Source organism: Kineococcus endophyticus (genome assembly GCF_040796495.1).
GTDB lineage: Bacteria > Actinomycetota > Actinomycetes > Actinomycetales > Kineococcaceae > Kineococcus > Kineococcus endophyticus.
The window spans coordinates 170,934-193,968 of sequence record NZ_JBFNQN010000008.1; the positions used below are offsets into that span (position 1 = coordinate 170,934).

A 23,035-nucleotide genomic window follows, 5' to 3' on the forward strand; every position below is an offset into this window, starting at 1 on the left:
CGTCAGACGCGCCGCTTGAGACTGCCCTTGAGGTCCGGGACGTCCGCGAGCAGGCGCTTGGTGTAGTCCGCCTGCGGCGCGAAGATCACCTCGTCCGTGCTGCCGCGTTCCACGACCTTCCCGTGCTCCATGACCGCGACGCGGTCGGCCAGGTAGCAGGCCTGCCCGATGTCGTGGGTGATGAACAGCACCGTCAGCCCGAGGTCGTCCTTCAGGTCGTGCAGGACGTTGAGGACGTTCACGCGCAGCGTGGCGTCGAGCATGCTCGTCGCCTCGTCGGCCAGCAGGACCTTGGGCCGCATCATGAGCGCACGAGCCAGCATGACGCGCTGCCGCTGACCACCCGACAACTGGTGCGGGTACTTGTGCAACGTGTCGGCCGGGGTGAGCCCGACGTAGCCCAGGCACTCCTCGATGAGGGCGTCCGCCTCGTCCCGCCCGACCGAGGCCAGCGCCAGGCTGCGCCGCAGCAGGCCGCCGACGGCGAAGAACTGGTTGAACGAGGCGAACGGGTCCTGGAAGACCGCCTGCACCTCGCTCCAGTACGACCGCAACTGCTTGCCCCGCAGGTTCGTCACGTCCTGCCCGCGGAAGGAGATCGCGCCGGAGGTCACCGGCATGAGCCGCAGCAGCATCCGCGCGAGGGTCGACTTGCCGGAACCGGACTCCCCCACGACGGCCAGCACGTTGCCGGCCGGGAAGTCCAGGGAGACCCGGTCCACGGCCACGACCTTCGACCCGGCAACGTGGAACTCCTTCACGACGTCCCGGCAGGCGAGCACGCTGTCGGTCGCCGTCGCAGCGGCCGGTCCGGTGGTTCCCGTCGTCATCGCAGACCTCCCTCGGTCGGCTGCGGGCGGGTCCGGCGGTCCCGGCCCCGTGCCCGCGTCTCCTCCGTCGGGTCCAGCACCGACGACAGCAACTTCTTCGTGTACGGGTGCTGCGGGTCGTGGACGAGCTGTTCCGTGGGGCCCGTCTCGACGATCTTCCCCGCGTTCATGATGGCGAGCTTGTCCGACACCTGGGACAGCACGGGCAGGTCGTGCGTGACGAACACGACCCCCGACATGATGCGCTGCTCGACCATCGCCAGGAGCATCTCGACCAGCATCCGCTGGCTCGACACGTCCAGGGCGGACGTCGGTTCGTCGGCGATGAGCAGCCGGGGGTTCAGCAGGGTCGAGACGACCGTGATGACGCGCTGCTTCATCCCGCCGGACAACTGGTGCGGGTAGGAGTCGAGCACGCGGACCGGCATCTCCAGCATCTTCAGCCGGTCCCGGGCCAGGTCCAGCGCCTGGTCCCGCGTCACGGACCGGTCGTGCGCCCGCATGACGTCGTGCACGAGGTTGCGCACGCGCAGGGTCGGGCTGATGGCGTTCATCGCCCCCTGCGGCAGCATCGAGACCACGCCGCCGCGGTACTTCCGCTGCCGCTTCAGGTCCTGGTCGCCGCGCAGCGTCGTCAGGTCGATCTGCTCGCCGTCGATCTCGAGCGTGCCCTCCACGACGTACAGCGGGGGGTTGGCGATCATGGCCAAGGAGTTGCCCAGGGTGGTCTTGCCGCACCCCGACTCCCCCGCGAGGCCGAGGATCTCCCCCTCGCCGAGTTCCAGGGTCACCCCGTCCACCGCGGTGAAGTCCCGGTCCCCGCCGCCGTAGACGGCCCGCACGCCGACCGCGCGGGCGAGCAGCGTCGACGTGCCCGTCCCCGTCCCCGTGCCTGACGTCGGTGCCCCGGACGCTCCGGTGGTGCTCACGACCGTCCCCCTTCGTGCGCCGTCCTGGCCCGGCCGGCGCCCACCCCGGCACGTTCGCCGCCCACGGGTCGCGTGGCCGCGGCCGCCTGCGCCTCGGCGAGGCGGCGGGCCTGCGTCTGCTTCATCTGCTTGCGCTTGCCGCGGCGCAGCCGCGGGTTGAACACCTCGTCGAGGCTGGCCTGCAGCAGCAGGAACCCGAAGGAGACGAGGGTCAGGACGATGGTCGGCGGCAGGAACGCCCACCAGGCGCCGCTGGCGACGGCTTGGAAGGCCAGCGCCCAGTGCAGCTGGGTCCCGAGGGAGTCCGCACCCGCCGGCCCGAGCCCCAGCATCGACAGCGCCGCTTCGGCGAGGATCGCCCCGGAGACCTGCAGCACGAACGCCATGACCGCGTAGGACAGGATGTACGGCAGCACGTCGCGGACGAGGATGCCGCCGAGGCGCGCCCCGGACAGCCGGGCCACGTCGATGTGCTCGCGGGTGGCGACCGAACTGGCCTGGGCGCGGACGGCGCGAGCCGTCCAGGGCCAGGACGTGATGCCGATGACCACCGCGAGGGACCACATGGTGCTCTTGGGCAGGGAGATCGAGATGAGGATCAGGACGATGATCGAGGGGATGGCCAGGACCACGTTCGTGATGCCCATGAGCAGTTCCTCGAGCCAGCCGCCGACGTAGCCCGCGAGGAGCCCGATCGCGACACCGATGGTCGTCGCGATGATGCCGGCGACCAGCCCGATGACGAGCGAGGTGCGGGTACCGGCCATGAGGACGGCGAGGACGTCGTGCCCGAAGTTGTCGGTGCCGAACAGCAGGCCGTTCCCCGGCGGGTCGTACAGCGACCCGACCTTCTCGCTCGACGACGTCGGGTAGAAGTACCCCGCGACCCCGAGCAGCAGGACGAGCACGACGAAGCCGAGGGCGACCCAGAACCGGGCGGAGAAGTTGAGGCTGCGGAACGGGTTGGACCGTGGAGCGGTCGCCTCGTCCGCGGTCGCCACGCTGGAGACGTTCGGTGTGGACATGTCACCTCTCCCCGGAAGCGGCCGCACGGATGCGCGGATCGACGATGCCGTAGACGATCTCGACCAGGAAGTTGGCCGCGAGCACCGCCAGCGTGATGATGAGCGTGATCGCCTGGATCACCGGGTAGTCGTTCTGCGAGATGGCGTTGAAGAGCAGCGTGCCGACCCCCGGGTAGTTGAACACCAGTTCGGTGATGAGCGCGCCGCTGACCAGCGTCCCGATCGACAGGGCCAGCCCCGTGATCTGCGGGAGCATCGCGTTCCGGAAGATGTACCGGGTGATGCGGTTGTCCCCGATGCCCATGGCGCGGCCGTAGTTGACGTAGTCCCCGCCGAGCTCGTAGATCGCCATGGAGCGCATCCCGACGGCCTGGCCGCCGATGAAGACGATGACCAGTGACAGGAACGGCAGCCAGTAGTACTGCAGGGCGTCGGTGACGAAGTCCAGCGAGAACGCCGGGCTGTTGCCGAGGGAGTAGGCCCCGCCGACGGGGAAGATCCCGGCGACGACGGCCAGCCCGTACAGCAGGAGGATGGACAGGCAGTAGTACGGCATGGCCGACAGGAACAGCGAGGACGTGAAGACGCTGCGGTCCCAGTTGCCGCCGCGGAAGGCCGCGACGGCGCCGACGACGTTCCCGAGCACCCAGCCGATCACGATCGCCGGCAGCTGGACCGCGATCGACCACGGCAGGGCCTGCCCGAGCAGCGAGTTCACCGACGTCGGGTAGGACGCGAACGACGTCCCGAGGTCGCCGCTGAAGACCTTGCCGAGGTAGGTGAGGAACTGCTGCCACAGCGGGGCGTTCAACCCGAACTGCTGGACGAACCCCTCGTAGATCTGCTTCTGCTGCTCACCGTTGACGGCCCCGCCCCGGGCCAGGTTGGACACGATGACGTCCACCGGGTTGCCGGGAACGAGCCGCGGGAGCAGGAAGTTCAGGGACACCGCCGCGACGAGCGCGACGACGTACCACACGGTCTTGCGCGCGATGTACTGTCCGAGCTTCACGGCCCGACCTCAGGCTTCGATCTTCTTGATCTTGAAGAGCCAGTCGTTCCCGGCCCCGCGGAACATCGGCGGCGCGTAGTCGTTGGCCTGGGTCGGGAAGTTCGTCCAGTTGCTCGCGTTGAACTCGAAGAACTCGTCCGGCCGGTACATGAGGGGGATGGCCGGCGCCTGCTGGCGGTACATGTCGTCCAGGGCCGTGAGCGCCTGCTTCTTCGACCCGTCGTCCGGCGCCGCCGCGGCCGCCTCCAGGAGGTCGTTCACCTGGTCGTTGGTCCACCGACCGTAGTTGCGGAAGGCCGTCTGCCCCAGCGGGGCGAGCTCGACGTTGCTCATGACGTCGCTGAAGCGCTGCCACGGCGTCGCCGGGTTGGTGCCCGACACGTACCAGCAGCACATGTCGAAGTCGCCGTTCGCCACCGACGTCGTGACCTGCGCCTGCTGGGGGAAGTTCGTGGCGGCGTCGATGCCGATCGCCTTCAGGTTCTTGGCGACGATCTCCAGCGCGGCGTTCCAGTCCGTCCACCCCTGGGGGGTGATGAGCTTCCACGGCCCGAGGCGCTGACCGTCCTTGGCGTAGATCCCGTCCGAGCCCTTGGCGTACCCGGCGTCGGTGAGGGTCTTCTCCGCCTTGGTCGCGTCGAAGGACCAGCCGTCGGCCTTGGCGCGGTCTCCGTCGAACCACTTGTCCTCGGCGCCGCCGGGGATGATGAGCGAAGCCTGCACGTCGGCGGAGTACCCCGACATCGCCGTCTCGGCGATCGAGGCGTAGTCGATGGCGAAGGCGACGGCACGGCGGACCGCCGGATCGGCCAGCGCGCCGCGGGTCGTGTTGAAGATGAACATCGGCATGGAGCCCGGCACGTAGTAGGGCTTGTCCTTGACGTAGGTCCCGACGGGCTTGCCCGACTCCCACATCTTCCAGATCTGCGGGACGAACTGCTGCATGACGTCCAGCTCGCCGTTCTGGAACTTCAAGTTGCCGTCCTCGTTGGACTTGAAGATCGGGTGGATGATCTTCGTGGGGGCCGGCAGGCCGCCGTAGAACTTCTGTCCCCAGTACTTCTCGTTGCGGGCCAGGATGATCTGGGTCTGGTCGGCCTTCTCCAGGGTGTAGGGGCCCGAGCCGAGGAGCTCGGTGGTCTCCCAGCTGGCCAGCTTGTTGCCGGTCTCGGACGCGACCTTCTCGAAGACGGCCTTCGGGAGGATGAACTGGACGGCGAGCTGCTGCAGGATCATGTCCACGTTCTTGCGGTCCTGGTTGATCGCGACCGTGATGGTGTCGCCGCTCGCGGTGATGTCGTCGGCCTCGACCCAGAAGGACGCCACCGTGAGCGTCGGGTCGATCTTCCCCAGCTGGAAGGTGTAGAGGACGTCGTCCGCGGTCAGCGCCGTCCCGTCCGACCACGTGACGCCGTCCTGCAGCGTCAAGGAGACCGACGACGTGCCGTCGACCTTGTAGTCCGCGGCCAGGCCCGGCTTGAGCTCGCCGGAGACGATGTCGAACCGGAGGAGGGTCTCGTAGACGTACTGCGCGACGTTGTTCGCGGCCGGCCACGCCGGGGCCCCCGCGAAGGTGTTGAAGTTCGTGGGCGGGCTGAACTGGAACCCCGCCAGGAACAGCTGGTCGGCCGCGTCGCCCCTGCGCCCGCCGCCGATCTTGCCGTTGTTGCCGATGCCGGGCAGCGTGCTGTCCTTCGTGCCGCCACCGCCACCGCTGCCACCGCCGCAGGCGGCGAGGGCGACCCCACCGGCCGCGACGCTGGAGACGGCGAGGAAGCGGCGGCGCGTGGCGCTGCCCGTGGGTTCGGGTGCGCTGGACGGGGTGGTGGACATGGTGGGTTCCTTCCGAGCGGTCTGGTGGGTCCTGGTGGACGGGGACGGTCGTCGACGGTGACGACGTCTCCGCGGTGGGACTGCGGACGGGCGGTGCGTTCCTGCGGTGTGCGGTGGTTCAGACGGTGCGGGTGGTGGGGTCCCAGTCGGCCGGCAGCAGCTCGGCCGGGGCCACGGTGCTGGTGACCGGCACGAACGCACCCGTCTGGGCGGACTCGGCGATGGAGACCATCGCATCGACCACGTGGTGGGCCAACGCCCCCTGCACCCGGTGCGGACGACCCTCGCGCACCGCGCGGGCCATCTCCAGCACCCCCGTCCCCCGCGTCGACAGCGCCTTGGTCGAGGCGACCGTCTCCCAGTCCTCACCGTCGCGGCGCCGGATCCGCAGGTCCCCGTCGAAGTTGTTCGGGTCCGGCAACGCCAACGTCGCCTCGGTCCCGGTGATCTCCACGAACCCGTGCCGCGGCAACGGGGAGTCGAAGGAGAAGATGCTGCTGGCCGAGGCGCCACCGGCGAACCGCGTCAACGCGCTGACGTGGGTGGGCACCGTCACCTCGAACACCTCCCCGGCCTTGGGCCCGGACCCGATGGTCCGCTGCGCCCGGGACGTCCCGGCCACCGCGGCGACCTGCGTGATCGGCCCGAACGCCTGCACCAGCGTCGTCAGGTAGTACGGGCCGATGTCGAACAACGGCCCGGCCCCGTGCTGGAACAAGAACGCCGGGTTGGGGTGCCAGGACTCCGGCCCCGGGGACTGCATCAACGTCAACGCGCTCAACGGGGTGCCGATGTCCCCGCGCCGCAGCACCGCCAACGCCGTCTGCAACCCCACCCCCAAGAACGTGTCCGGCGCGCAACCCAACCGCACCCCCGCCGCGTCCGCAGCCTCGATGAGCTGGCGACCACCGTCGCGGTCCAGGGCGACCGGCTTCTCCGACCACACGTGCTTGCCCGCGCCGATCGCGGCCAGCGACACCTCCACGTGGGCGGCGGGGATCGTCAGGTTGATGACGATCTCCACCTCCGGGTGCTCCAGGACCGCCTCGATCCCCCCGTGCACCGGCACCGCGTGCTCCCCGGCGCGGGCCTTGGCCGCCTCGGGGAACAGGTCACCGATCGCGTGCACCTGCACGTCGGGGAAGGAGGTCAGGTTCTCCAGGTACGTCCCGGAGATCACCCCCGCCCCGACGATCCCGATCCCCACGGGCCCCGAGCGCTGTTCCGGGGCGCTCACGCCGGCACTCCACTGCTCAGCGCCTTGGTGAGGTTGGTGTAGCTGTCCTGCACGGCGGTGAACATGTCCCCGGTCGTGTCGTCCAGTTCGAGGACCCCCAGCTCGACGTTCCCGCACGCGGCCAGGATCGCGCCGGTGTCGATCGCGCCGGTCCCGAACGCCACCTGCTTGGTGTTGTCGCGCGAGCCGTCGCCGTCCTTCAGGTGCACGGCCTTGACCCGCGACCCCAACCGGTCCAGCAGGTCCGGCACGTCCACCCCACCGACCACGGCCCAGTACGTGTCCACCTCCAACGCGACGGCAGGGTGCAGGTGGTCGGCCAGCACCTCCAACGCCGGCCGGCCGCCGATGCGGGTTTCCAGCTCGAACTCGTGGTTGTGGTAGCCGATGGTGACGCCGGCGTCGGCGGCCCGCTGCGCGGCGGTGTTCAACTCCGCCGCGATCGCCGCGACGTCCTCGGCCGTGGTCCAGCGGGCGCGGTCCACGTGGGGGTCGATGACCAGCGTGGTGCCGGTGGCCGCCGCCGCGGCCAGGACCGCGTCCAGGTCCGCGCCGATCACCGAGGTGTGCGCCGAGGGCGCCGACAACCCGTGCGCGGCCAGCGCCGGCGCCAACGTGGTCGCCGAGGAGGTCAGCCCGAACGGTTCGACCTGGGTGAACCCGATCGCGGCCAGCCGGGCCAGCGTGCCGTCCAGGTCGGCGGCCAACGCCTCCCGCACGGTGTACAGCTGCACCGAGATCCGCGACGCGTCGAGCGCGGTTCCGGGTGGAGTGGGGGCAGTCATGGGTGGAGCGCGTCCTCTCGTCGGTGAGCGGCGTGCAAGGGCGTCGTCCTCGACACCCCTCCGTCCGGCTCGGTCAGCCGAACCGGTTCAGTGGAAGATAGGCGACGAGGCTCTCCAGCGCCAGCCCCCACGCCGCACCGGTTTCGTTGCGATGTGGACACTTTCTACAGAATCTCGGATTCCGGACCGGTGAGCGCTGGTGCGACGGGTGGGAGCATCTCCCTGTGAGCACCCCCCGACGCCCGGCCGGGCCGCGTCTGGTCGCGACCTGCTGGACCACCGCAGGCACCGCCCGACCGCTCGACGTCCCCGAACTCGCCTCGCACACACCGTTCGAGCGGATCGACGCCGTCGCGGACGGCGGGTGGGCCGGACTGGGGTTCGCCCACGACGACCTGGACCTCATGAACCGGACGACGGGTTTCGCCGCGGTCGCCCGGCACGCACGCGACCGCGGACTGGACCACGTGGAGGTGGAACTCGTCACCGACTGGTGGCTCGACCCGTCGCAGTGGCGTCCCCGTTGGAACCTCCTGCTGGACGCCGCTGAGGCGTTCGGCTCCCCCGTCGTCAAGGCCGGGAGCGCGTTCGGCGCTCCGTGGTCCGACCTGTCGTCCCTCGTGGAGCCGTTGCGGCGCTTGGCCGTCGAAGCCGCCGACCGCGGCACGCGGGTGGCCCTGGAACCGCTGCCGTTCGCGGTGGTCGGGTCGGTGCCCGCGGCGGCGGACCTCGTGCGCCGCGTCGACCACTCCGCCGCCGGCCTGACCGTCGACCTCTGGCACGTGGTGCGCGCCGGGACCACGCTGGACGAACTGGCGACGTGCCTCGACGCCGACCGGGTGTTCCAGGTCGAACTCGACGACGCCGACGCCCAGCCTGTGGGCGACCTGTTCGAGGACACGCGCGACCGGCGCCGCTACTGCGGCGAGGGGGACCTCGACGTCGAGGGGTTCGTGCGCGTGCTGCGCGACCTCGGGGTGGACGTGCCGTGGGGGGTGGAGGTCCTGTCGGAGGAGCACCGGCGTGCGGGGCTCGAGGAGGGACTGCGTCGAGCGCGGGACACGGCCCTCGCGGTCCTCGACGCCGCCGGCGCGTAGTCCCCCGAGGTCCCTGCCCGCCCTCAGCCGCGCAGCACCGGCAGCTGCAGGTAGGAGGCGTGCTCCCCGCCGGTGTGGACGACGTGGGTGCCGGCGTTCGCGCCGGTGTACTCCTCGATCCCGGGCATGAGGGTGCCCAGCAGGTTCGCGGAACTGACGACGAACCGCAGCTGCTCGCTGGGCCGGAACACCAGCCCCAGGGGCAGCAGGTCGATCTCCACGTCGACGACCTCCCCCTCGCTCAGCTCCTCGACCCGGTCGAAGCTGTGCGCGGGCACGTCCGGGGTGGACAGCTCCGCGTCCAGGTGACGTGCGGAGACTCGCAGCCGACCGTCGCTCCCCTATGTACTTCAGGATCGTCGCGCCGTGGTCGGTCAGGTCGTGCACCCGCGCGCCGGTGTTCGGGGTCGTGAAGGCGGCCAGCGGGGTCCCGTGCACGTCCAGCTTCTGCACCAGCACGAACAGGTCCATGTCGTCCGCCCCGCGGGCTTCGACCCACAGGTGGGCCTCGGGGTAGCCGACGAGGACGGTCTCGGCCTCGAAACGGGCGGTGAAGGAGACCCGGTCGGGGTTGACCCCCACCACGTACGCCGCCTCCACCGCCGCGGCGGGCACCTGGGTGCTCAGGGCGCGGCGGGCGCCGTCGAGGTAGTACCTCGTGGACACCGCCTCGTCCGGGGGGAACGACCCCGCGGGAACGTCGACCCGGTCCCCACCGGCCAGGTCCAGGACCGAGTAGCGCACCCGCGGGGTCTGCTCCCAGCCGTTGTCGACGCCCTTGAGGTGGTGGTCGAAGAAGCGGCGCAGGTCCTCGACGTTCGCCTCGTCGTAGTAGTCCGGCCACTCCTGGGTGTTGTGGATCCGCAGCCACTTGTCCTGCGAGGCCATCCGCCGCCAGGCGCGGAACGTGCCCGCGGTGTGCAGGGTGTTGGAGTAGGAGCCCCACGACGTCGCGCAGCCGCATCGTCAACAACTGTTGACACTCGGCCCCGCCGTCAAGCATCGTTGACGCATGACCGAGAGCACCGACACCCTCCTCGTGCAGGGCGCGGACGCCGACCCCCGGGTCGGCCTGCGCGCCGTCGCCGCCCTCGCACGGCTCCAGGTCCGCCTCGAGCAGTTGCAGGTCGACCGTGCGCGTTCGCTCGGCTGGTCGTGGGCCGAGATCGCCGCCGAACTGGGCGTGTCGAAGCAGGCGGTCCACAAGAAGCACGCCCGGCGCGACTGACACCCACCCAGGACCCGGAGGTCCCCGTGTTCCAACGCTTCACGTCCGAGGCCCGCGACGCCGTCGTCGCCGCGCAGGAGTGCGCACGACGACTGCGCGCCGACCACATCGGGGCCGAACACCTGCTGCTCGCCCTGCTCGACACGACCGGAGCGGCGCGCGGCGTCCTGGAGGCGGTGGAGGTCGACCGCGACCGGCTGACCGAGGCCGTCCGGAACGCCTCGCACGCCGACGGTGCCCACGACGACGCCGACCACCTGCAGGAGCTGGGGATCGACCTCACCGAGGTCCGCCGGCGCGTCGAGGAGACCTTCGGGTCCGGCGCCCTGGACGTCCCGGCGGTGCGGCGGCGCGGCCTCCTCGACCGGGTGCTCCCGTCCCAGCACCTGCGGTTCGGCCGGGACGCCAAGAAGGCCCTGGAGAACTCCCTGCGAGCCGCCCTCGACCTCGGTGACCGCCACGTCGGGGACGACCACGTCCTGCTGGGGCTGCTCGCCGACCGTCGCGTCGTCGCCGTCCTGGAGTCCGCAGGCACCACCCTCGACCTGCGGGCGGCCCGGTCGCTCGTCCTGCTGGGCCGTCGCCGTTCAGCCTGACGACGGGACGGTCGTCAGGCCGCGGGGAAGGTGTCCGTCGGCTCGGGTCCGTCGCTGCCGGCGGCGTACGTCTCCAACGGCACCTCGTCCGCCCGCCACGCATCGATGACGGGGGCCAGGATGCGCCAGCAGTCCTCCGCGGTGTCCCCGCGGACGGACAGCAGGGGGTCACCGTCGAGGACACCGGCCAGGACCTCCCCGTAGGCGGGCAGCTGCGAGTCGGCCAGGTGCGTCGTGAGCGTGGTCTCCTCGAGGTCGAACGGGCTCCCCTCGGCGTTCACGGCGAGGTCGACGCTGACGGAGTTCGGCTTGAACCCCAGCCGCAGGCGGGTGGGACCCGGGTTCCCGTGCAGACCGGTCAGCAGGTGCGGGACGGGTTTGAACGTGATGACGGCCTCCTTGCGGGCCCGCCCCAGCGCCTTGCCCGACCGCAACCGGAAGGGAACCCCCGCCCACCGCCAGGTGTCGACGTGCAGCACGACCTCGGCCAGCGTCTCCGTCCCGCGGTCGGGGTCGACCCCGTCCTCGGCGGCGTAGTCGGGCAGGTCGCGCTCTCCGATCCGGCCGGCCGTGTACCGGGCGCGCCGGCTCGCCTCGGCGGGCGGCCCCGCGAGCCGGGTCGCCCGCAGCACCTGGGCCTTGCGGTCGCGGAACTCCCGTTCGTCGAGCGCCGCGGGTGCGTCCATGGCGAGCACCGCGAGGACCTGCAGCAGGTGGCTCTGCACCATGTCGACGAGGGCGCCGGCCTTGTCGTAGTAGCGCGCCCGGCCCTCCAGGGCGAGGTCCTCGTCGTAGAAGACGTCGACGCGTTCCACGTGGCCGGCGTTCCACGTCGGCTCGAACAGGCGGTTCGCGAACCGCACGCCCAGGGTCCCCAGCACGGTGGACGTCCCCAGGAAGTGGTCCACCCGGTGGACGTGCTCCTCGGGGACGAGCTGGGCCACGACCTCGTTCAGCTCGTGCGCCGACGCCTCGTCCGACCCGAAGGGCTTCTCCATGACCAGGCGGGTGCTCTCGGGCAGGTCCTTCCCGACGAGGCCGCGGCAGGCGCGGGCCGTCACGGCCGGCGGGAGGGCGAAGTAGACGGCGACGGGCGCCGTGCAGGACTGCAGCAGGTCCAGGAGCGCGTCGGGGTCGGTGACGTCGACCTGCGCGTAGCGGCTCCCGTCGCGCACGGCGTCGGCCGCCGCGGTGTCGCCGTGCTCGTCGAGCCCGGAGAAGGCGCCGGCCACGACCTCGCGCCACCGGTCGTCGTCCCAGTCCTCCGACCCGGCACCGACGAGCTGCAGGGACGACCCGTGCCCGTGGCCGGGGTCCTCGCGGCGGTCCGAGACGAGCAGCCGGGCCAGTCCCGGCAGGAGGAGGCGTGCCGCCAGGTCGCCGCTGGCGCCCAGGACGAGCAGGGTCGCCACCGGGTCACCCCCGTGGTGCCCGTCCTGCCGGGCACCCGATGCCCCGTGCCCGCCCGCCTCGGTCCCACCCGTGGCCGGGTGGTCCCCCGTCGGCCCTGCCTGCGACTGGTCGTCCGCCTGTCCGTCCCCGCGCCCGTTCACGGGGCCACCCTGCCCGCGGCGCGGCGGGTGCGCACGGCGGCGGGCCGGTGCCCGCGGAACTCCCGTGGGACTCCCGGGTGGCACCCGGTGCGCTGTCAGGTGAGGTGCTCGCGCAGGAACTGCACCGTCTCGGTCAGCGCCTCGGCCGCCGCCGCGGGCGAGCCCACCCAGAGGTGGTCCGCCCCCGGCCAGGTGCGGACCCGCACCGGGGCCCCGGCCGTCACGAGAGCCTGTTCCATCCGGGCGACCTGACGGACGGAGACGAAGCGGTCGGCCTCGCCGTGCAGCAGCAGGAACCGCGTCGGACCGGCGGCCGGGTCGACGTGCCGGGCCGGGCTCGCGTCCGCCGTGAGGTCGGGGTCGGCGCTGACGGGACGGCCCAGCAGTCGCGCCTCGCGCGAACCCGCGGCGTCCGGACCCTCGGGGTCACCGCCCCCGTCGGAGGCGACCGTCGCGAGGTCGGTGGGCGCGTACCAGGCGACCACGGCGGTCGGGCGAGGGCCGGTGTCGAGGGGGTCGACCTCCACGGCGACGGCCAGCGCGAGGTGGCCGCCGGCGGACTCCCCCCACAGACCCAGGCGCGACGCGTCGACACCCAGCTCGTCCGCCCTGGCCCGCAGGAACCGGACCGCCGCGCGCACGTCGTCGCGCGGGGCGGGCCACGTCGCCTCGGACGACAACCGGTGGTCCACGGCGGCGACCGCCAGTCCCGCCCGCGCCAGGTCGCCGACGAGGTGCGCGAGCGGGGTGGGCCCCAGCCAGCGGCGGTCGCCGGTGGCCCAGCCCCCGCCGTGCACGAACACCACGACCGGCGGGGGGACCGCGCCGGGAGCGGGCAGGTGCAGGTCGAGTTCGAGTGGCCGGCACCCCGGCGGGGCGGCGAAGGGAACTCCACCCAGGAACCGACCGCCACCGTCGTCCAGGACCGGAGCGGGCAGCGCCCAGTCGAGGACGTCGGGCGGCCGGGGCAGTTCCGGTCGCCCGGTCACCGGCCCTCCTCGTCCCCGGGCACGTCCCAACGGAACCCGAGCATGAGCTCGACGTCCAGCGCGCGGGCCGCGGCGAGCAGCCGCGGGACCTCGGGGACGAACGGGGGTTGCTCGGCCAGGTCGTCGGTGGGTGTCCCCATGGTCTGCGGGAACCGCTCGAACCCCCCGGTGACGACCCCGAGCAGCTGCGCGGCCTCCTCGACGCGGTAGGCGTGCGGCAGACCGGCGGGGACGAACCCGAAGTCCCCGGCCCGCAGCAGGTGGGTGCGGTGCCGGCCGTCCCGGTCGGCGAGGAACAGACGGACGGCACCGTCGAGCACGTGGAACACCTCGTGCGTCCCGGCGTGGGAGTGCGTGGGGATGAGTTCGCCCGACGGGCAGGTGCTCGTGAAGACGCCGAACTGCCCGTCGGTCTCGTCGGCGCTCACGAGGAGGGTGAACAGGTCCCCGAAGAGGTTCGCGTGCTCCCCCTCCCCGCGCCGCAGGACGTACGGTTCCGGCCGGCCCGGCAGCACACCGGACCAGGCCGGGCGGCCGTCGGCGTCACGCAGGTGCTGGAACGACACGGGCACTCCCCCGGCTGTGGTTGCGGGCCGTCGCGACGAGGTCGCGGTAGACGGCGGCGGACGGTTTGGCGGTGCGCTCGAGCGTGGCCCGGTCGACGGCGAACAACCCGAGCTTCGGGCCGTACCCGAAGATCCACTCGAAGTTGTCGAGCAGCGTCCAGTGGCAGTACCCGAGGACGGGCGTCCCCGCCGCGACCTCGTCGGCCAGGAGTTCCAGCGAGGCCGGCAGGAACGCGGCCCGCTCGGTGTCGTCCTCGGTCTGCATCCCGTGCTCGGTGACGAGCACGGGGACGCGGGACACCTCGTGCGCGTACCGGACGGCGCCGGCCAGGGAGGACGGGTCGGCCGAGGAGCCCATGCCGTTGCGCGGCCCCTCGGGAACCACCTCACCGTCGGGTCCGTGCCAGAACACCTCGTAGTTCTGCACGCCGACGAAGTCGTCCTCGCGGGCGACGTGCAACCAGTGGTCGTAGACGGCGGCGCGGCGGGCGTCCCGGTGGGTCTCACCCCCGGGCAGGGCGCGTTCGTCGGCCAGAGCGATCGAGACCCCGACGGGCAGGTCGGAGCGCAGGGCCTTCGCGGCGGACCGCGCGGCCCGGTGCGCCCGGGTCATCGCGTGGCAGAACGCGTCCTGCACGTCGGCGGGCACCACGTTGGAGGAGTAGTAGCGCTCCGTCCCGGCCGCCCGGGCCGCGCTGTCGAGCATGGCCCGCTTGAGCGTCTCGGCCTCCGGCGGCAGCTTCCCGCTCGCTTGCAGCAGCTGCTCGAGGTTGGGTTCGTTGAGCGTGACGGCCGCCTGGAGCCGGTCCCCGATCCGGGCGGTCACCCGGTCCACCTGGTCGGCGAACCGGTCGGCGGCGTCGGGGGCGAGCCAGGAACCCGCGGCGGCGAACCAGTGCGGGGAGGTGAAGTGGTTGTACGTCACGAGGGGTCGCAACCCCCGGACGAGCGCCGCGTCGACGAGGTGGTCGTAGTGGTCGAGCGCCGCCACCGAGACCTCGCCGCGGGCGGGTTCCACCCGGGCCCACTCGACGGAGAACCGGAAGGCGTCGAGCCCGAGACCCGCGGCGAGGTCGAGGTCCGCCTCGACGCGGTCCCAGCTGCCGCAGGCGGGTCCGGAGGGTTCGCGGAACAGCGTCGGTTCGGCGTGCTCGAGGAACCACGTGTCGCTGTGCACGTTGTCGCCCTCGGTCTGGTGGCCGGACGTCGCGACGCCCCAGAGGAAGTCGTCGGGGAAGGGTTGCACGGGAGGCACCTCTCAGGTTCGGGGTTCGTGGTCCTCAGCGGGCGCCGCGGACGAAGGTGATCGCGAGACCGCCCAGCAGGGCCGCCGCCGCCCCGGCGAGGAAGAGCGCGGACCAGTTCCGGTCCGCACCGTGGACACCGAGGGCGATGAGGGCGGGCGCCACCGCGGCGACGAGGGTCTGGGGCAGGTTGTCGGCCACCTTGACGAGACCGAGGTCCTTGGCCGGGTTCTCCGGGTCGGGCAGCACCGTCGTGGCGAGCGCGAGTTCCACGGCGAAGTAGACGCCCTGGCCCAGACCGACGACGGCGCAGGCGAGCAGGTACCCGGGGAAGGTCGTGACGACGGCCGCGAGGACCAGCCCGGCCGTGAAGACGAGGGCCGCGACGACGATGAAGGGCTTGCGCGCTCCGACACGGTCGCTGAGGCGGCCCACGGCCGGCGCCACGAGCAGCGTCACCCCGGCGTTGACGACGACGGTCAGCAGGATCGAACGGCCGAGGTCCGGGGGCGCGACGTGCAGCCGGGCCATGAGGAACAGCGGCTGGTAGATGTTCAGGGCGGCTACGCCCGAGAACACGAGCACCCGGCTCGTGAACACCCAGGCGAAGTCGCGGTGGCGCAGCGGGTTCACCCAGAACATCCCGAGGACCTGGCGCAGGTCCACGCGCGGTCGGGGGTGCGGGTGGCAGCGGTCCGGCACGGCAACGGCCAGCAGCACGAGGCACACCACCGCCAGGCCCGTCGGGAGCGCGACGAGCGGCACGAGGTCCGACCCGAACGGCGAGGTCATCCCCAGACCGGCGAGCGCGCCGAGCGGCGTGCCGAGGCTGACGAGCGCGGCGGCCGGTCCGCGGCGATCGGCGGGCAGTTGGTCGGTGAGCAGCGCCGTGCACGTGATGGTCGCCCCCACGAAGCCCAGCGTGGTCAGCAGCTGGGCCACCACGTAGGTCGGGACGTCGGGGGCCACGACGAGCAGCGCGCCGCCCGCCACGAAAGCGAGTGCGGAGCCGAGCAGGAACGGCCGGCGACGGCCCGCGCGGGACCGGGACCGGTCGCTGAGGGTGCCGACGAGCGGGAGGGCGACGAGCGTGAAGACCCCGGCGATGCCGCTGGAGAGGGAGATCGTCGTCGTCGCGGTGCTCGCGTCGAGCTGGTCGGCCTTGAGCGCCAGCGTCAGCAGCGCCGCCGTCATCTGGGCGGCCCCCGCGCCGACGCAGGCCAGCAGGAGCAGGAGCGAGAACCCGCGCGGGGCGACCGGTCGCGGGGCGGAGAGGGGCACGGAGAGCTGGGAGGGAAGGGTCATGGCTTCCTCGCCGGGGTCGGGGGCCGCCGCAGCGGCCGTGTTCGTCGTCGAACGTCCACCCCGTCGTCGGGGTGGCCCGACCGTACCCCCAAAACATGAAGGTGTCCATGTTTTCGGCTTCGCTACCGTGCGCCCATGGCTGGACCCCGCGGCGAGTACCGCAAGAGCGCTGAACGCCGGGCCCAGATCCTGGAGGCGGCCTCGACCGTCTTCGCGCGCACGGGCTACTCGGCGAGCTCCGTCAACGAGATCGCCCGGGTGGTGGGGATCAGTCAGACCGGGGTCCTGCACCACTTCGCGGGCGGCAAGCCGGCGCTGCTGCAGGCCGTCCTGGAACAGCGCGACGCCCGCGCCGAGGACCGCCTCAGCGGCCGGCACGGCCGGGAGTTCCTCGCCGGCCTCGTCGCCATCTCCCGGGCCCAGGCCGACCAGCGGGGACTCGTGCAGCTCTACCGGCTGCTGGCGGCGGAGGCCACCGACCCGGCCCACCCCGCGCACGAGTACTTCTCGACGCGCTTCCGTCGCATCGCCGACGCCGTCACCCAGGCCTACCGCGAGGTGGCCGACGCCGGGGGTCTGCGCCCGGGCCTCGACCCGCGGACCGCCGCCCTGCGCACCCTCGCCATGACCGAGGGGTTGGAACTGCTGTGGCTGCAGGGGTTCGAGGTGGACATGGCCGGCGACATCGCCGACTTCCTGGACGCCCACCTGACGGACCCGCTGGCCAGGGGCTGATCCCGAGCACGCCGTCGCGCGGCCACGTCAGGAGGGCGAGGGACCGACGACGCCACCCGCACCGGCGCGACGGCCGACCGGTCGCCACGACCTCGTGGCGGTTCCCGGGTCTGAGCCCGTCGGGCCCGGAACCCCTCGGGGTTCCGGGCCCGGAGGTCACACGGTGGGGGTGGGGTAGAGCCCGGACCGCAGGACGAAGGAGCTGTCGGCGCGGCCCAGGTCCGAACCGTCGGCCTTCTGCGCGACCACCTGGAAGTTCTGGTGACGCACCTGCAGCGTGCGGTCGGACCACACCTGGAACGACGACCCCTGGCCCGCGGCGCCGGCCACGACCGCGAACGTGGCGCGGCCGGCGAGACCGGCCGACCCGTCGTTGCGGACGAGACCGAGCGCGCCGCCACCGGCCGGGGCCGTGAGGTAGTACCCCGGCCAGGTGGACGCCTCGAACGAGACGCCCGCACGGTCGGCCAGCCCGGGCCGGGCGATCCACGACGTGTCGGTCTTGACCACTGCTGCACTGCCCGTGCCCGCCTGCCGCAGGTACACCGCGAAGTTCTCGTGCATGACGCGGTACCCCGGGAAGTTCAGGGCCTCGAACCCGAGGGAGCGGCCCGGGGTGGGCGGCAGCGCAGGCGCCGGGACGAGCCCCCCGCGCACGGTGAACGTGCTGTCGGCCCGGCCGAGGTCGGAGGTGTCGGCCTTCTGCGCGAACACCTGGAAGTTCTGGTGCCGCAGCTGCAGGGTCCGGTCGCCCCAGACCTGCAGCGTCGTGCCCTGTCCCGTCGCTCCGGTGACCGCGACGAACGTCGCCCGCGCGGCGAAACCCTTCGTCCCGTCGTTCTCGACGAGGCCCGCCGCTCCCCCGCCGGCGGGCGCGGCCAGGTAGTACCCCGGCCACGTGACCGCCTCGAACGACACCCCGGCGGTGTCGGCCAGACCGGGTCGCACGGCCCAGGACGTGTCGGTCCGGGTCCCGTAGGGGCTTCCGGTCCCCGCCTGCCGCAGGAACACCGCGAAGTTCTCGTGCATGACCCGGTACCCGGCGAAGTTCACCGCCTCGAGCCCGACGGCGGTGTCCACGGTGAGGGGGACCGTGCCCGTGGGGTCGGTGACGGGGTCGCCGTTGCCGACGACCTGCGTCGCGCTGCCGACCGTGACGAGGCCGGGCGCACCGCGGCGGATCGTGAGGACCTGGGCCGCGGACGGCACACCCGCCGCGTCGACGACGGTCAGCAGGTAGTCCCCCGGGGGCAGGACGTCCACCGAGGACGGCAGGGTCGCCGAGACGGTCGAACCGTTCTGGCGGACGGTCAGCGGGACGCGCCGCTGGTCGGTGTTCTCCGAGTGCGTCACGCACCCCGCGCTGATGAGCGAGGCGGCGCCCACCGTGCGGGTGTCGGCCAGGCTGAGGGTGATCGTGCCGCCGTGCGTCGCCGACCCGGCGATGGACGTCAGCACCGGGCGCGAGGCCCACGTGGTCGACCCGTCCGCGGCCCGGGTGAACAGGTACGGCGGGTAGAACAGCTCGGCGTTGAGGTTGTCCTCCGGGCCGGGCACCCCGCCGCCCCCGGTGAACACCGCGCCGCTCGGCATGAGCAGGGCCGTCGAGTGGTAGGTCCGGGTCCGGGCGGCCGCCGCCGCGGGCCGCCAGGTCCCCGAGGCGGGGTTCCAGATCTCGGCCCGCTTGACGGAGTTCGCGTCGCCGCCGGCGGTCCCCACGCGCGTCCCGCCCGAGGCCAGGACGTCGCCGTTCGGCAGGACCGTGAGGTTGTGCCAGTTGCGGTTGTCGGCCATGGGCGACGTGGAGGTGATCTGCGCCGTCGTCCCGTTGACGTCGACGACCGCGGCGGCCGCCGTCGCCGTGGTCCCGTCCTCGTTGAAGGGCTGGCCACCGCCGGAGACGAGGATCTTGCCCGGGGCGTACATCACCTGGGAACCGGAGACGCGGGGGTTGAACGGGAGCGTCCCGATCTTGCGGATGGTGCCGGTGCCGCCGACCGACAGGTTCCACACCTGGTCCCCCGAGGTCCCCACGACCGTCCCACGGGGTCCGTTGAACGCCCGCGGGTACCACCAGCGGTTGTCCTCGGCGCCGAAGGCCATCGTGCTGGCCGCGCCCGTGAGGGACGTCCACGCCCCGGTGCCGGTGCCGATCTCGGGCACGGTCGCGACACCGCTGTCGTCCTGCGGGTTCCGGTAGGCGCCCGTGTTGTAGTAGTTCCCCCCGCCCAGGACGAGGACGCGGCCGTCCGGCAACCGCAGCGACGTCGCGTACCAGCGCTGGTACCGGACGTTCTGCCCCATCGTCTGCTCGTGGGTCACGGGGTCGTACAGCATGGTCATGCTCGAGGAGTTCCCCCCGACCACGAGGAAGCGCCCGTCCGGCAGGACGGCCGGGCCGTTGCAGAAGCTGTTGTAGTCGTGCATCGACGCCGTCTGCGTGTGCGCGGCGCGGGCGAAACCCCCGGCGACGTCCCAGTCGTCGTACGCCGTGCCCCCCTGCGCCGCCGTGTCGACCGGCGTCCCCCACGAGGTGAGGTGGCCGTTGCGGCCCACCGCGACGTGGATCGGGATCACCGGCCACGGCACCTGCGCCCCGAACATGCCGCGCGTCGCGGCGTCCGCGGCGGGCGTGATCCGTCCCACCGCCGGGTCGGAGGGGGTGTTGAGGGCGACCGGCGTGGAACCCACCGTGTACGTCCCGGCGGCCGCCGCGCTCGCGGAACCGGCACCGCGCAGCGCGACGGTGGTGCCCAGGCCGCCGACGAGGACGGCGGCCGCTCCGGCCCGCAGGACGGTGCGGCGGGACGTCGGAGAGGCAGGGATCAGGGCGGTCACGCAGGACTCCTCGGGCGGGACGGAGGTGAGGGGGAGGTGGAGCTCGCGACCTCGCCGGGAGGCACCCGGGGGGCGGTCTCGGCCACCGTAGGAACGCCCGGAACGGAGGGTCAACCGACGTCCCCCGACCGCGCGGTCGGGGTTGCTCCGGGTGGGTCTGCACCCCACCCACCGTCACCGGATCGGGCCCCCGACATTCCGGCACCGGTCCCGGATCTGTTGCCGCGCAACGGGAGCCGATCGGGTGAGACGCGGTCCGGCTGCGGCGGCCGGCCCCGCGACGGCTCAAGCCCGGCACGCTCCTGCCGATGCCTCAGGGGCACCCCTCAGCACCCTCGACCCCCGTGAGGTTCCGGAACCGTGTCCGACACGACCAGCGGCCAGCCCGCCCCCGAGACGCGGGTGCGCGTCGGGCTCCAGGGCATCCACACGGCGGACCGCACCGTCGTGGCCCACGAGCTGCTGTTCCGGGCCCCCGGACGCCACGCCGCCTCCCTGCGGGGCCGGGCCGAGCACGACCACGCGACCGCCCAGGTCATCACCGCGACCTTCGGGGAGTTCGGCGTGGCCGAGCTCGGCGACGGCAAACCCCTGTTCCTCAACACGACCCGCAGCTTCTTCACGGGCGAGCTGCCGCTGCCCTTCAGCCCCGAGGGCGTCGTGCTGGAACTGCTCGAGACGGTCGAGGTCGACCACCACGTCATGGAGGGCGTCCGCCGGCTCAAGGACCGGGGGTTCGCGCTGGCCGTCGACGACTTCGACGGCGAGCTGCACCGCGTCCCGGCCCTGCAGCACGCCGACTACGTCAAGCTCGACCTGGAGGCCAGCGGCGACCGGCTGCCCGCCCTCGTGGACCTCGTGCGCCGCGCGAACCCCCGCGCCCAGCTCGTCGTCGAACGCATCGAGACCGAGGAGCAGTTCGCCCGCTGCGTCGACCTGGGGGTCGAGCTCTTCCAGGGCTACCACCTGCACCGGCCCGACGTGGTGCAGAAGCAGACCCTCGACGCCTCGCACCTGACCTGCGTGCAGCTCATCGCCGCCCTGCACGACCTGCGGACGAGCACCGAGGCCGTCCTCGACCTGCTCGCCCACGACCCCGGCCTGAGCCTGCGCATCCTCAAGACCGTCGGCTCGGCCGCCCACGCACCCCGCCAGGGCGTCACCTCCCTGCACCAGGCGGTCGTCCTGCTCGGCCGCCGGGAGCTGGCGTCCTGGGTGACGCTGGTCCTGGTCGGCGGCACGTCCACGGCGCCGGCCCGGCCGGACACGCTGGGGTGGATCTTCACCCGGGCCGAGGCCTGCCGGGCGCTGGCCCCCGAGGACCCCGACGCCGGGTTCACCGTCGGGCTGCTGTCCGCGGCCGCCGCCGTCCTGGGCGTCGCCCCGGCCGACCTCACGCGCGGGTGCGCCCTCGCCCCCGAGGTGCAGGAGGCGTTGGTCCACCGGCGCGGCCGGCTCGGCGCGGCCATCGAGGCCGTCGTCGCCCACGAGGACACCACCCGGGTCGACGAGGCCCCGGCCGGCGGGGAACCCTCGCCCGACCCCGGCCCGGCCCGCAGCCCGGCACCCAGCCCGGCCCCCGGTCCGGTGGGTCCGGACCTGACGTCCGAGATCTACCTCACGGCGACGCTCGCCGCCCGCACCCGCGTGCGGTCGCTGTCCCGCGTCCCGGCCTGACCGGGACGCGGGACGGCGACGTCCCGCTCCTGCTCAGCCCGCCGTGCGGATGAGCTTCTTGTTGACGAACTCCTCCGCCGCCAGCGTGCCGAGCTCACGGGACGTGCCCGAGCGCTTGATCCCGCCGAAGGGCAGTTCCGGGGAGTCGGCCAGGACGCAGTTGACGAACACCATGCCCGCCTCGATGCGGTCGGCGACGCGCTGCGCCTGCTCGGCGTCGGTCGTCCACACGTAGGACCCCAGGCCGTAGGGGGTGTCGTTGGCCAGCTCCACGGCGGCGTCCTCGCCGCTGACGCGGTGCACGACCGCGACGGGGCCGAACAGTTCCTCGTGGTACGCGTCGTTGTCCGGCGAGACCCCGGTCAGCACCGTCGGGGCGTAGTAGGCGCCGTCGCGCGTGGCGCCCGTGACGACCGTCGCGCCCTGGGCCACGGCCCGGTCGACCTGCTCGGCGAGACGCTCGGCCGCGGCCAGCGACGACAGCGGGCCGAGGTCGGTGTCCTCCGCCGTCGGGTCGCCGGACGTCTGCGCGCCGAACGCGGCCGCCAGCTTCTCCACGAACGCGTCGTACAGGTCGTCCACGACGATGAACCGCTTCGCGGCGTTGCAGGACTGGCCGGTGTTGTCCAGGCGGGCCGCCGCGGCGGCCTCCACGACCGCGTCGAGGTCGTCGGTGGACAGCAGCACGAACGGGTCGGAACCGCCGAGTTCGAGGGCGACCTTCTTCAGGTGCCGGCCCGCGACCTCGGCGACCGCGGCACCCGCGCGCTCGGACCCGGTGAGGGAGACCCCGTGGACGCGGGGGTCACCGATGACGGCGGCCGCCTGGTCGTTGCTGATGCGCACGTCGACGTACACGCCCTCGGGAGCGGCGAGTTCCCGCGCGGCGTCGGTGAAGACCTGCTGGATGAGCTCGGCCGAACGGGGGCACTGGGGGGCGTGCTTGAGCAGGATCGTGTTGCCCACCACGACGTTCGGGCCCACGAACCGGGCGACCTGGTAGTAGGGGAAATTCCACGGCATGATCCCCAGCAGCGGGCCCAGGGAGGCGCGGCGCACGACCGCCGTCCCCTCCCCGCCCAGCAGGTCCACGGGCTGGTCGCGGGTGAGGTCCTCGGCGCGGTCGGCGTAGTACTCGTAGATGTCCGCCGCGAAGTCGACCTCGCCGAGGGCGGCCGCCCGGGGTTTGCCCATCTCGGTGACGATGGCGTCGGCCAGTTCCTCGCGCCGTTCGCGGTGCAGTTCCGCGACGCGACGCACCAGGGCCCCGCGGCCGGCGGCGCTCGTCGTGCGCGACCAGTCGCGGTGGGCGGACGTGGCCGCGACGAGGGCCTGCTCCAGTTCGGCGTCGGTGGTGCTGGGGTAGGTGGCCACGACCTCGCCGGTCGCGGGGTTGGTGATCCGGTACTCCGCCTGGCCCCCGGTCGGCCGGCCGGCCTGATGCTCGCTCACGCGTCGTCCCCTTCGCTGTCGGGCCGCCCCGTCGGGGACGGCGTCGTCTGGGACGGACGGTAGCGCGCGGCTCGCCGCGGCGATCGGCCCCTTGACGAGAGGTT

General features: G+C 72.8%; 20 protein-coding genes and 1 pseudogene. 5 read left to right on the forward strand and 16 right to left on the reverse strand.

The window, feature by feature from the left end:
- Positions 1-2: 2 nt before the first annotated feature.
- From AB1207_RS13000 to AB1207_RS13030, 7 genes are all read right to left on the reverse strand, one after another.
- Positions 3-830 carry an ABC transporter ATP-binding protein gene (locus AB1207_RS13000; RefSeq protein WP_367638798.1) on the reverse strand — a complete coding sequence of 276 codons (828 nt, stop codon included), beginning with the start codon at positions 828-830 and terminating at the stop codon, positions 3-5.
- Positions 827-1,759 (reverse strand): ABC transporter ATP-binding protein, encoded by a 933-nt coding sequence (locus tag AB1207_RS13005; RefSeq protein ID WP_367638799.1) that lies wholly within the window; start codon positions 1,757-1,759, stop codon positions 827-829. Before AB1207_RS13005 ends, AB1207_RS13000 begins: the two co-directional genes overlap by 4 nt.
- On the reverse strand, positions 1,756-2,784 hold the full coding sequence (locus tag AB1207_RS13010; protein WP_367638800.1) for an ABC transporter permease: 1,029 nt from the start codon (positions 2,782-2,784) through the stop codon (positions 1,756-1,758). Before AB1207_RS13010 ends, AB1207_RS13005 begins: the two co-directional genes overlap by 4 nt.
- Before the next feature lies 1 nt (position 2,785).
- A complete protein-coding gene (locus AB1207_RS13015) occupies positions 2,786-3,796 on the reverse strand; it encodes an ABC transporter permease (RefSeq protein WP_367638801.1) in 1,011 nt (336 codons plus the stop codon).
- Between the two features lie 9 nt (positions 3,797-3,805).
- On the reverse strand, positions 3,806-5,629 hold the full coding sequence (locus AB1207_RS13020) for an ABC transporter substrate-binding protein (protein WP_367638802.1): 1,824 nt from the start codon (positions 5,627-5,629) through the stop codon (positions 3,806-3,808).
- Positions 5,630-5,747: 118 nt separating this feature from the next.
- Positions 5,748-6,866, reverse strand: coding sequence for a Gfo/Idh/MocA family protein (locus AB1207_RS13025; protein WP_367638803.1), 1,119 nt, complete (start codon positions 6,864-6,866; stop codon positions 5,748-5,750).
- Complete coding sequence (locus AB1207_RS13030; RefSeq protein ID WP_367638804.1) at positions 6,863-7,651, reverse strand: sugar phosphate isomerase/epimerase family protein; 789 nt, start codon at positions 7,649-7,651, stop codon at positions 6,863-6,865. Before AB1207_RS13030 ends, AB1207_RS13025 begins: the two co-directional genes overlap by 4 nt.
- 224 nt (positions 7,652-7,875) lie before the next feature.
- On the opposite strand from AB1207_RS13030, the gene AB1207_RS13035 reads away from it, so the two are divergent.
- The gene (locus AB1207_RS13035) at positions 7,876-8,748 is read left to right on the forward strand and encodes a sugar phosphate isomerase/epimerase family protein (protein WP_367638805.1); all 873 of its coding nucleotides are present in this window, start codon (positions 7,876-7,878) and stop codon (positions 8,746-8,748) included.
- A gap of 23 nt (positions 8,749-8,771) precedes the next feature.
- Here AB1207_RS13035 and AB1207_RS13040 read toward each other — a convergent pair whose 3' ends face one another.
- Both AB1207_RS13040 and AB1207_RS13045 read right to left on the reverse strand, forming a co-directional pair.
- A complete protein-coding gene (locus tag AB1207_RS13040; RefSeq protein WP_367638806.1) occupies positions 8,772-9,026 on the reverse strand; it encodes a CocE/NonD family hydrolase C-terminal non-catalytic domain-containing protein in 255 nt (84 codons plus the stop codon).
- 160 nt (positions 9,027-9,186) lie between these two features.
- Positions 9,187-9,636, reverse strand: a pseudogene (locus tag AB1207_RS13045) (CocE/NonD family hydrolase C-terminal non-catalytic domain-containing protein); the annotation flags it as partial.
- Between the two features lie 124 nt (positions 9,637-9,760).
- Here AB1207_RS13045 and AB1207_RS13050 point away from each other — a divergent pair.
- Together AB1207_RS13050 and AB1207_RS13055 are read left to right on the forward strand one after the other, a co-directional pair.
- Positions 9,761-9,976, forward strand: coding sequence for a helix-turn-helix domain-containing protein (locus AB1207_RS13050; protein WP_367638807.1), 216 nt, complete (start codon positions 9,761-9,763; stop codon positions 9,974-9,976).
- Between the two features lie 26 nt (positions 9,977-10,002).
- On the forward strand, positions 10,003-10,572 hold the full coding sequence (locus AB1207_RS13055) for a Clp protease N-terminal domain-containing protein (protein ID WP_367638808.1): 570 nt from the start codon (positions 10,003-10,005) through the stop codon (positions 10,570-10,572).
- A 14-nt stretch (positions 10,573-10,586) separates the two neighbouring features.
- Here AB1207_RS13055 and AB1207_RS13060 read toward each other — a convergent pair whose 3' ends face one another.
- The 5 genes from AB1207_RS13060 to AB1207_RS13080 form a co-directional block, all read right to left on the reverse strand.
- Positions 10,587-11,984 carry a glucose-6-phosphate dehydrogenase gene (locus tag AB1207_RS13060; protein ID WP_367638809.1) on the reverse strand — a complete coding sequence of 466 codons (1,398 nt, stop codon included), beginning with the start codon at positions 11,982-11,984 and terminating at the stop codon, positions 10,587-10,589.
- 236 nt (positions 11,985-12,220) lie between these two features.
- Complete coding sequence (locus AB1207_RS13065) at positions 12,221-13,114, reverse strand: alpha/beta hydrolase fold domain-containing protein (protein ID WP_367638810.1); 894 nt, start codon at positions 13,112-13,114, stop codon at positions 12,221-12,223.
- Positions 13,111-13,680 (reverse strand): quercetin 2,3-dioxygenase, encoded by a 570-nt coding sequence (locus tag AB1207_RS13070; protein ID WP_367638811.1) that lies wholly within the window; start codon positions 13,678-13,680, stop codon positions 13,111-13,113. The genes AB1207_RS13065 and AB1207_RS13070 overlap by 4 nt, the downstream gene beginning before the upstream one ends.
- Positions 13,658-14,926, reverse strand: a complete 1,269-nt coding sequence (locus AB1207_RS13075; protein WP_367638812.1) for a family 1 glycosylhydrolase — start codon at positions 14,924-14,926, stop codon at positions 13,658-13,660. Before AB1207_RS13075 ends, AB1207_RS13070 begins: the two co-directional genes overlap by 23 nt.
- 34 nt (positions 14,927-14,960) lie before the next feature.
- Positions 14,961-16,229 (reverse strand): MFS transporter, encoded by a 1,269-nt coding sequence (locus AB1207_RS13080; protein WP_367638813.1) that lies wholly within the window; start codon positions 16,227-16,229, stop codon positions 14,961-14,963.
- 135 nt (positions 16,230-16,364) lie between these two features.
- Here AB1207_RS13080 and AB1207_RS13085 point away from each other — a divergent pair, with 135 nt between their 5' ends.
- A complete protein-coding gene (locus AB1207_RS13085) occupies positions 16,365-16,964 on the forward strand; it encodes a TetR/AcrR family transcriptional regulator (protein ID WP_367638814.1) in 600 nt (199 codons plus the stop codon).
- A gap of 156 nt (positions 16,965-17,120) precedes the next feature.
- Here the strand turns inward: AB1207_RS13085 and AB1207_RS13090 are convergent, their stop codons facing one another.
- Entirely contained in the window at positions 17,121-19,802 is a 2,682-nt protein-coding gene (locus AB1207_RS13090; protein ID WP_367638815.1) for an AbfB domain-containing protein, read from the reverse strand.
- Between the two features lie 360 nt (positions 19,803-20,162).
- Between AB1207_RS13090 and AB1207_RS13095 the strand changes: the two genes are divergently transcribed.
- Positions 20,163-21,479 (forward strand): EAL and HDOD domain-containing protein, encoded by a 1,317-nt coding sequence (locus tag AB1207_RS13095; RefSeq protein WP_367638816.1) that lies wholly within the window; start codon positions 20,163-20,165, stop codon positions 21,477-21,479.
- Positions 21,480-21,512: 33 nt separating this feature from the next.
- On the opposite strand, the gene AB1207_RS13100 is transcribed toward AB1207_RS13095, so the two are convergent.
- Positions 21,513-22,931 (reverse strand): NAD-dependent succinate-semialdehyde dehydrogenase, encoded by a 1,419-nt coding sequence (locus AB1207_RS13100; protein WP_367638817.1) that lies wholly within the window; start codon positions 22,929-22,931, stop codon positions 21,513-21,515.
- Positions 22,932-23,035: the final 104 nt, after the last annotated feature.

Coding starts and splice junctions, on each gene's coding strand:
- AB1207_RS13050 (WP_367638807.1), top strand. CDS start 9,761: ATGACCGAGAGCACCGACACCCTCCTCGTGCAGGGCGCGGACGCCGAC.
- AB1207_RS13085 (WP_367638814.1), top strand. CDS start 16,365: ATGGCTGGACCCCGCGGCGAGTACCGCAAGAGCGCTGAACGCCGGGCC.
- AB1207_RS13010 (WP_367638800.1), bottom strand. CDS start 2,784: ATGTCCACACCGAACGTCTCCAGCGTGGCGACCGCGGACGAGGCGACC.
- AB1207_RS13020 (WP_367638802.1), bottom strand. CDS start 5,629: ATGTCCACCACCCCGTCCAGCGCACCCGAACCCACGGGCAGCGCCACG.
- AB1207_RS13000 (WP_367638798.1), bottom strand. CDS start 830: ATGACGACGGGAACCACCGGACCGGCCGCTGCGACGGCGACCGACAGC.
- AB1207_RS13030 (WP_367638804.1), bottom strand. CDS start 7,651: ATGACTGCCCCCACTCCACCCGGAACCGCGCTCGACGCGTCGCGGATC.
- AB1207_RS13080 (WP_367638813.1), bottom strand. CDS start 16,229: ATGACCCTTCCCTCCCAGCTCTCCGTGCCCCTCTCCGCCCCGCGACCG.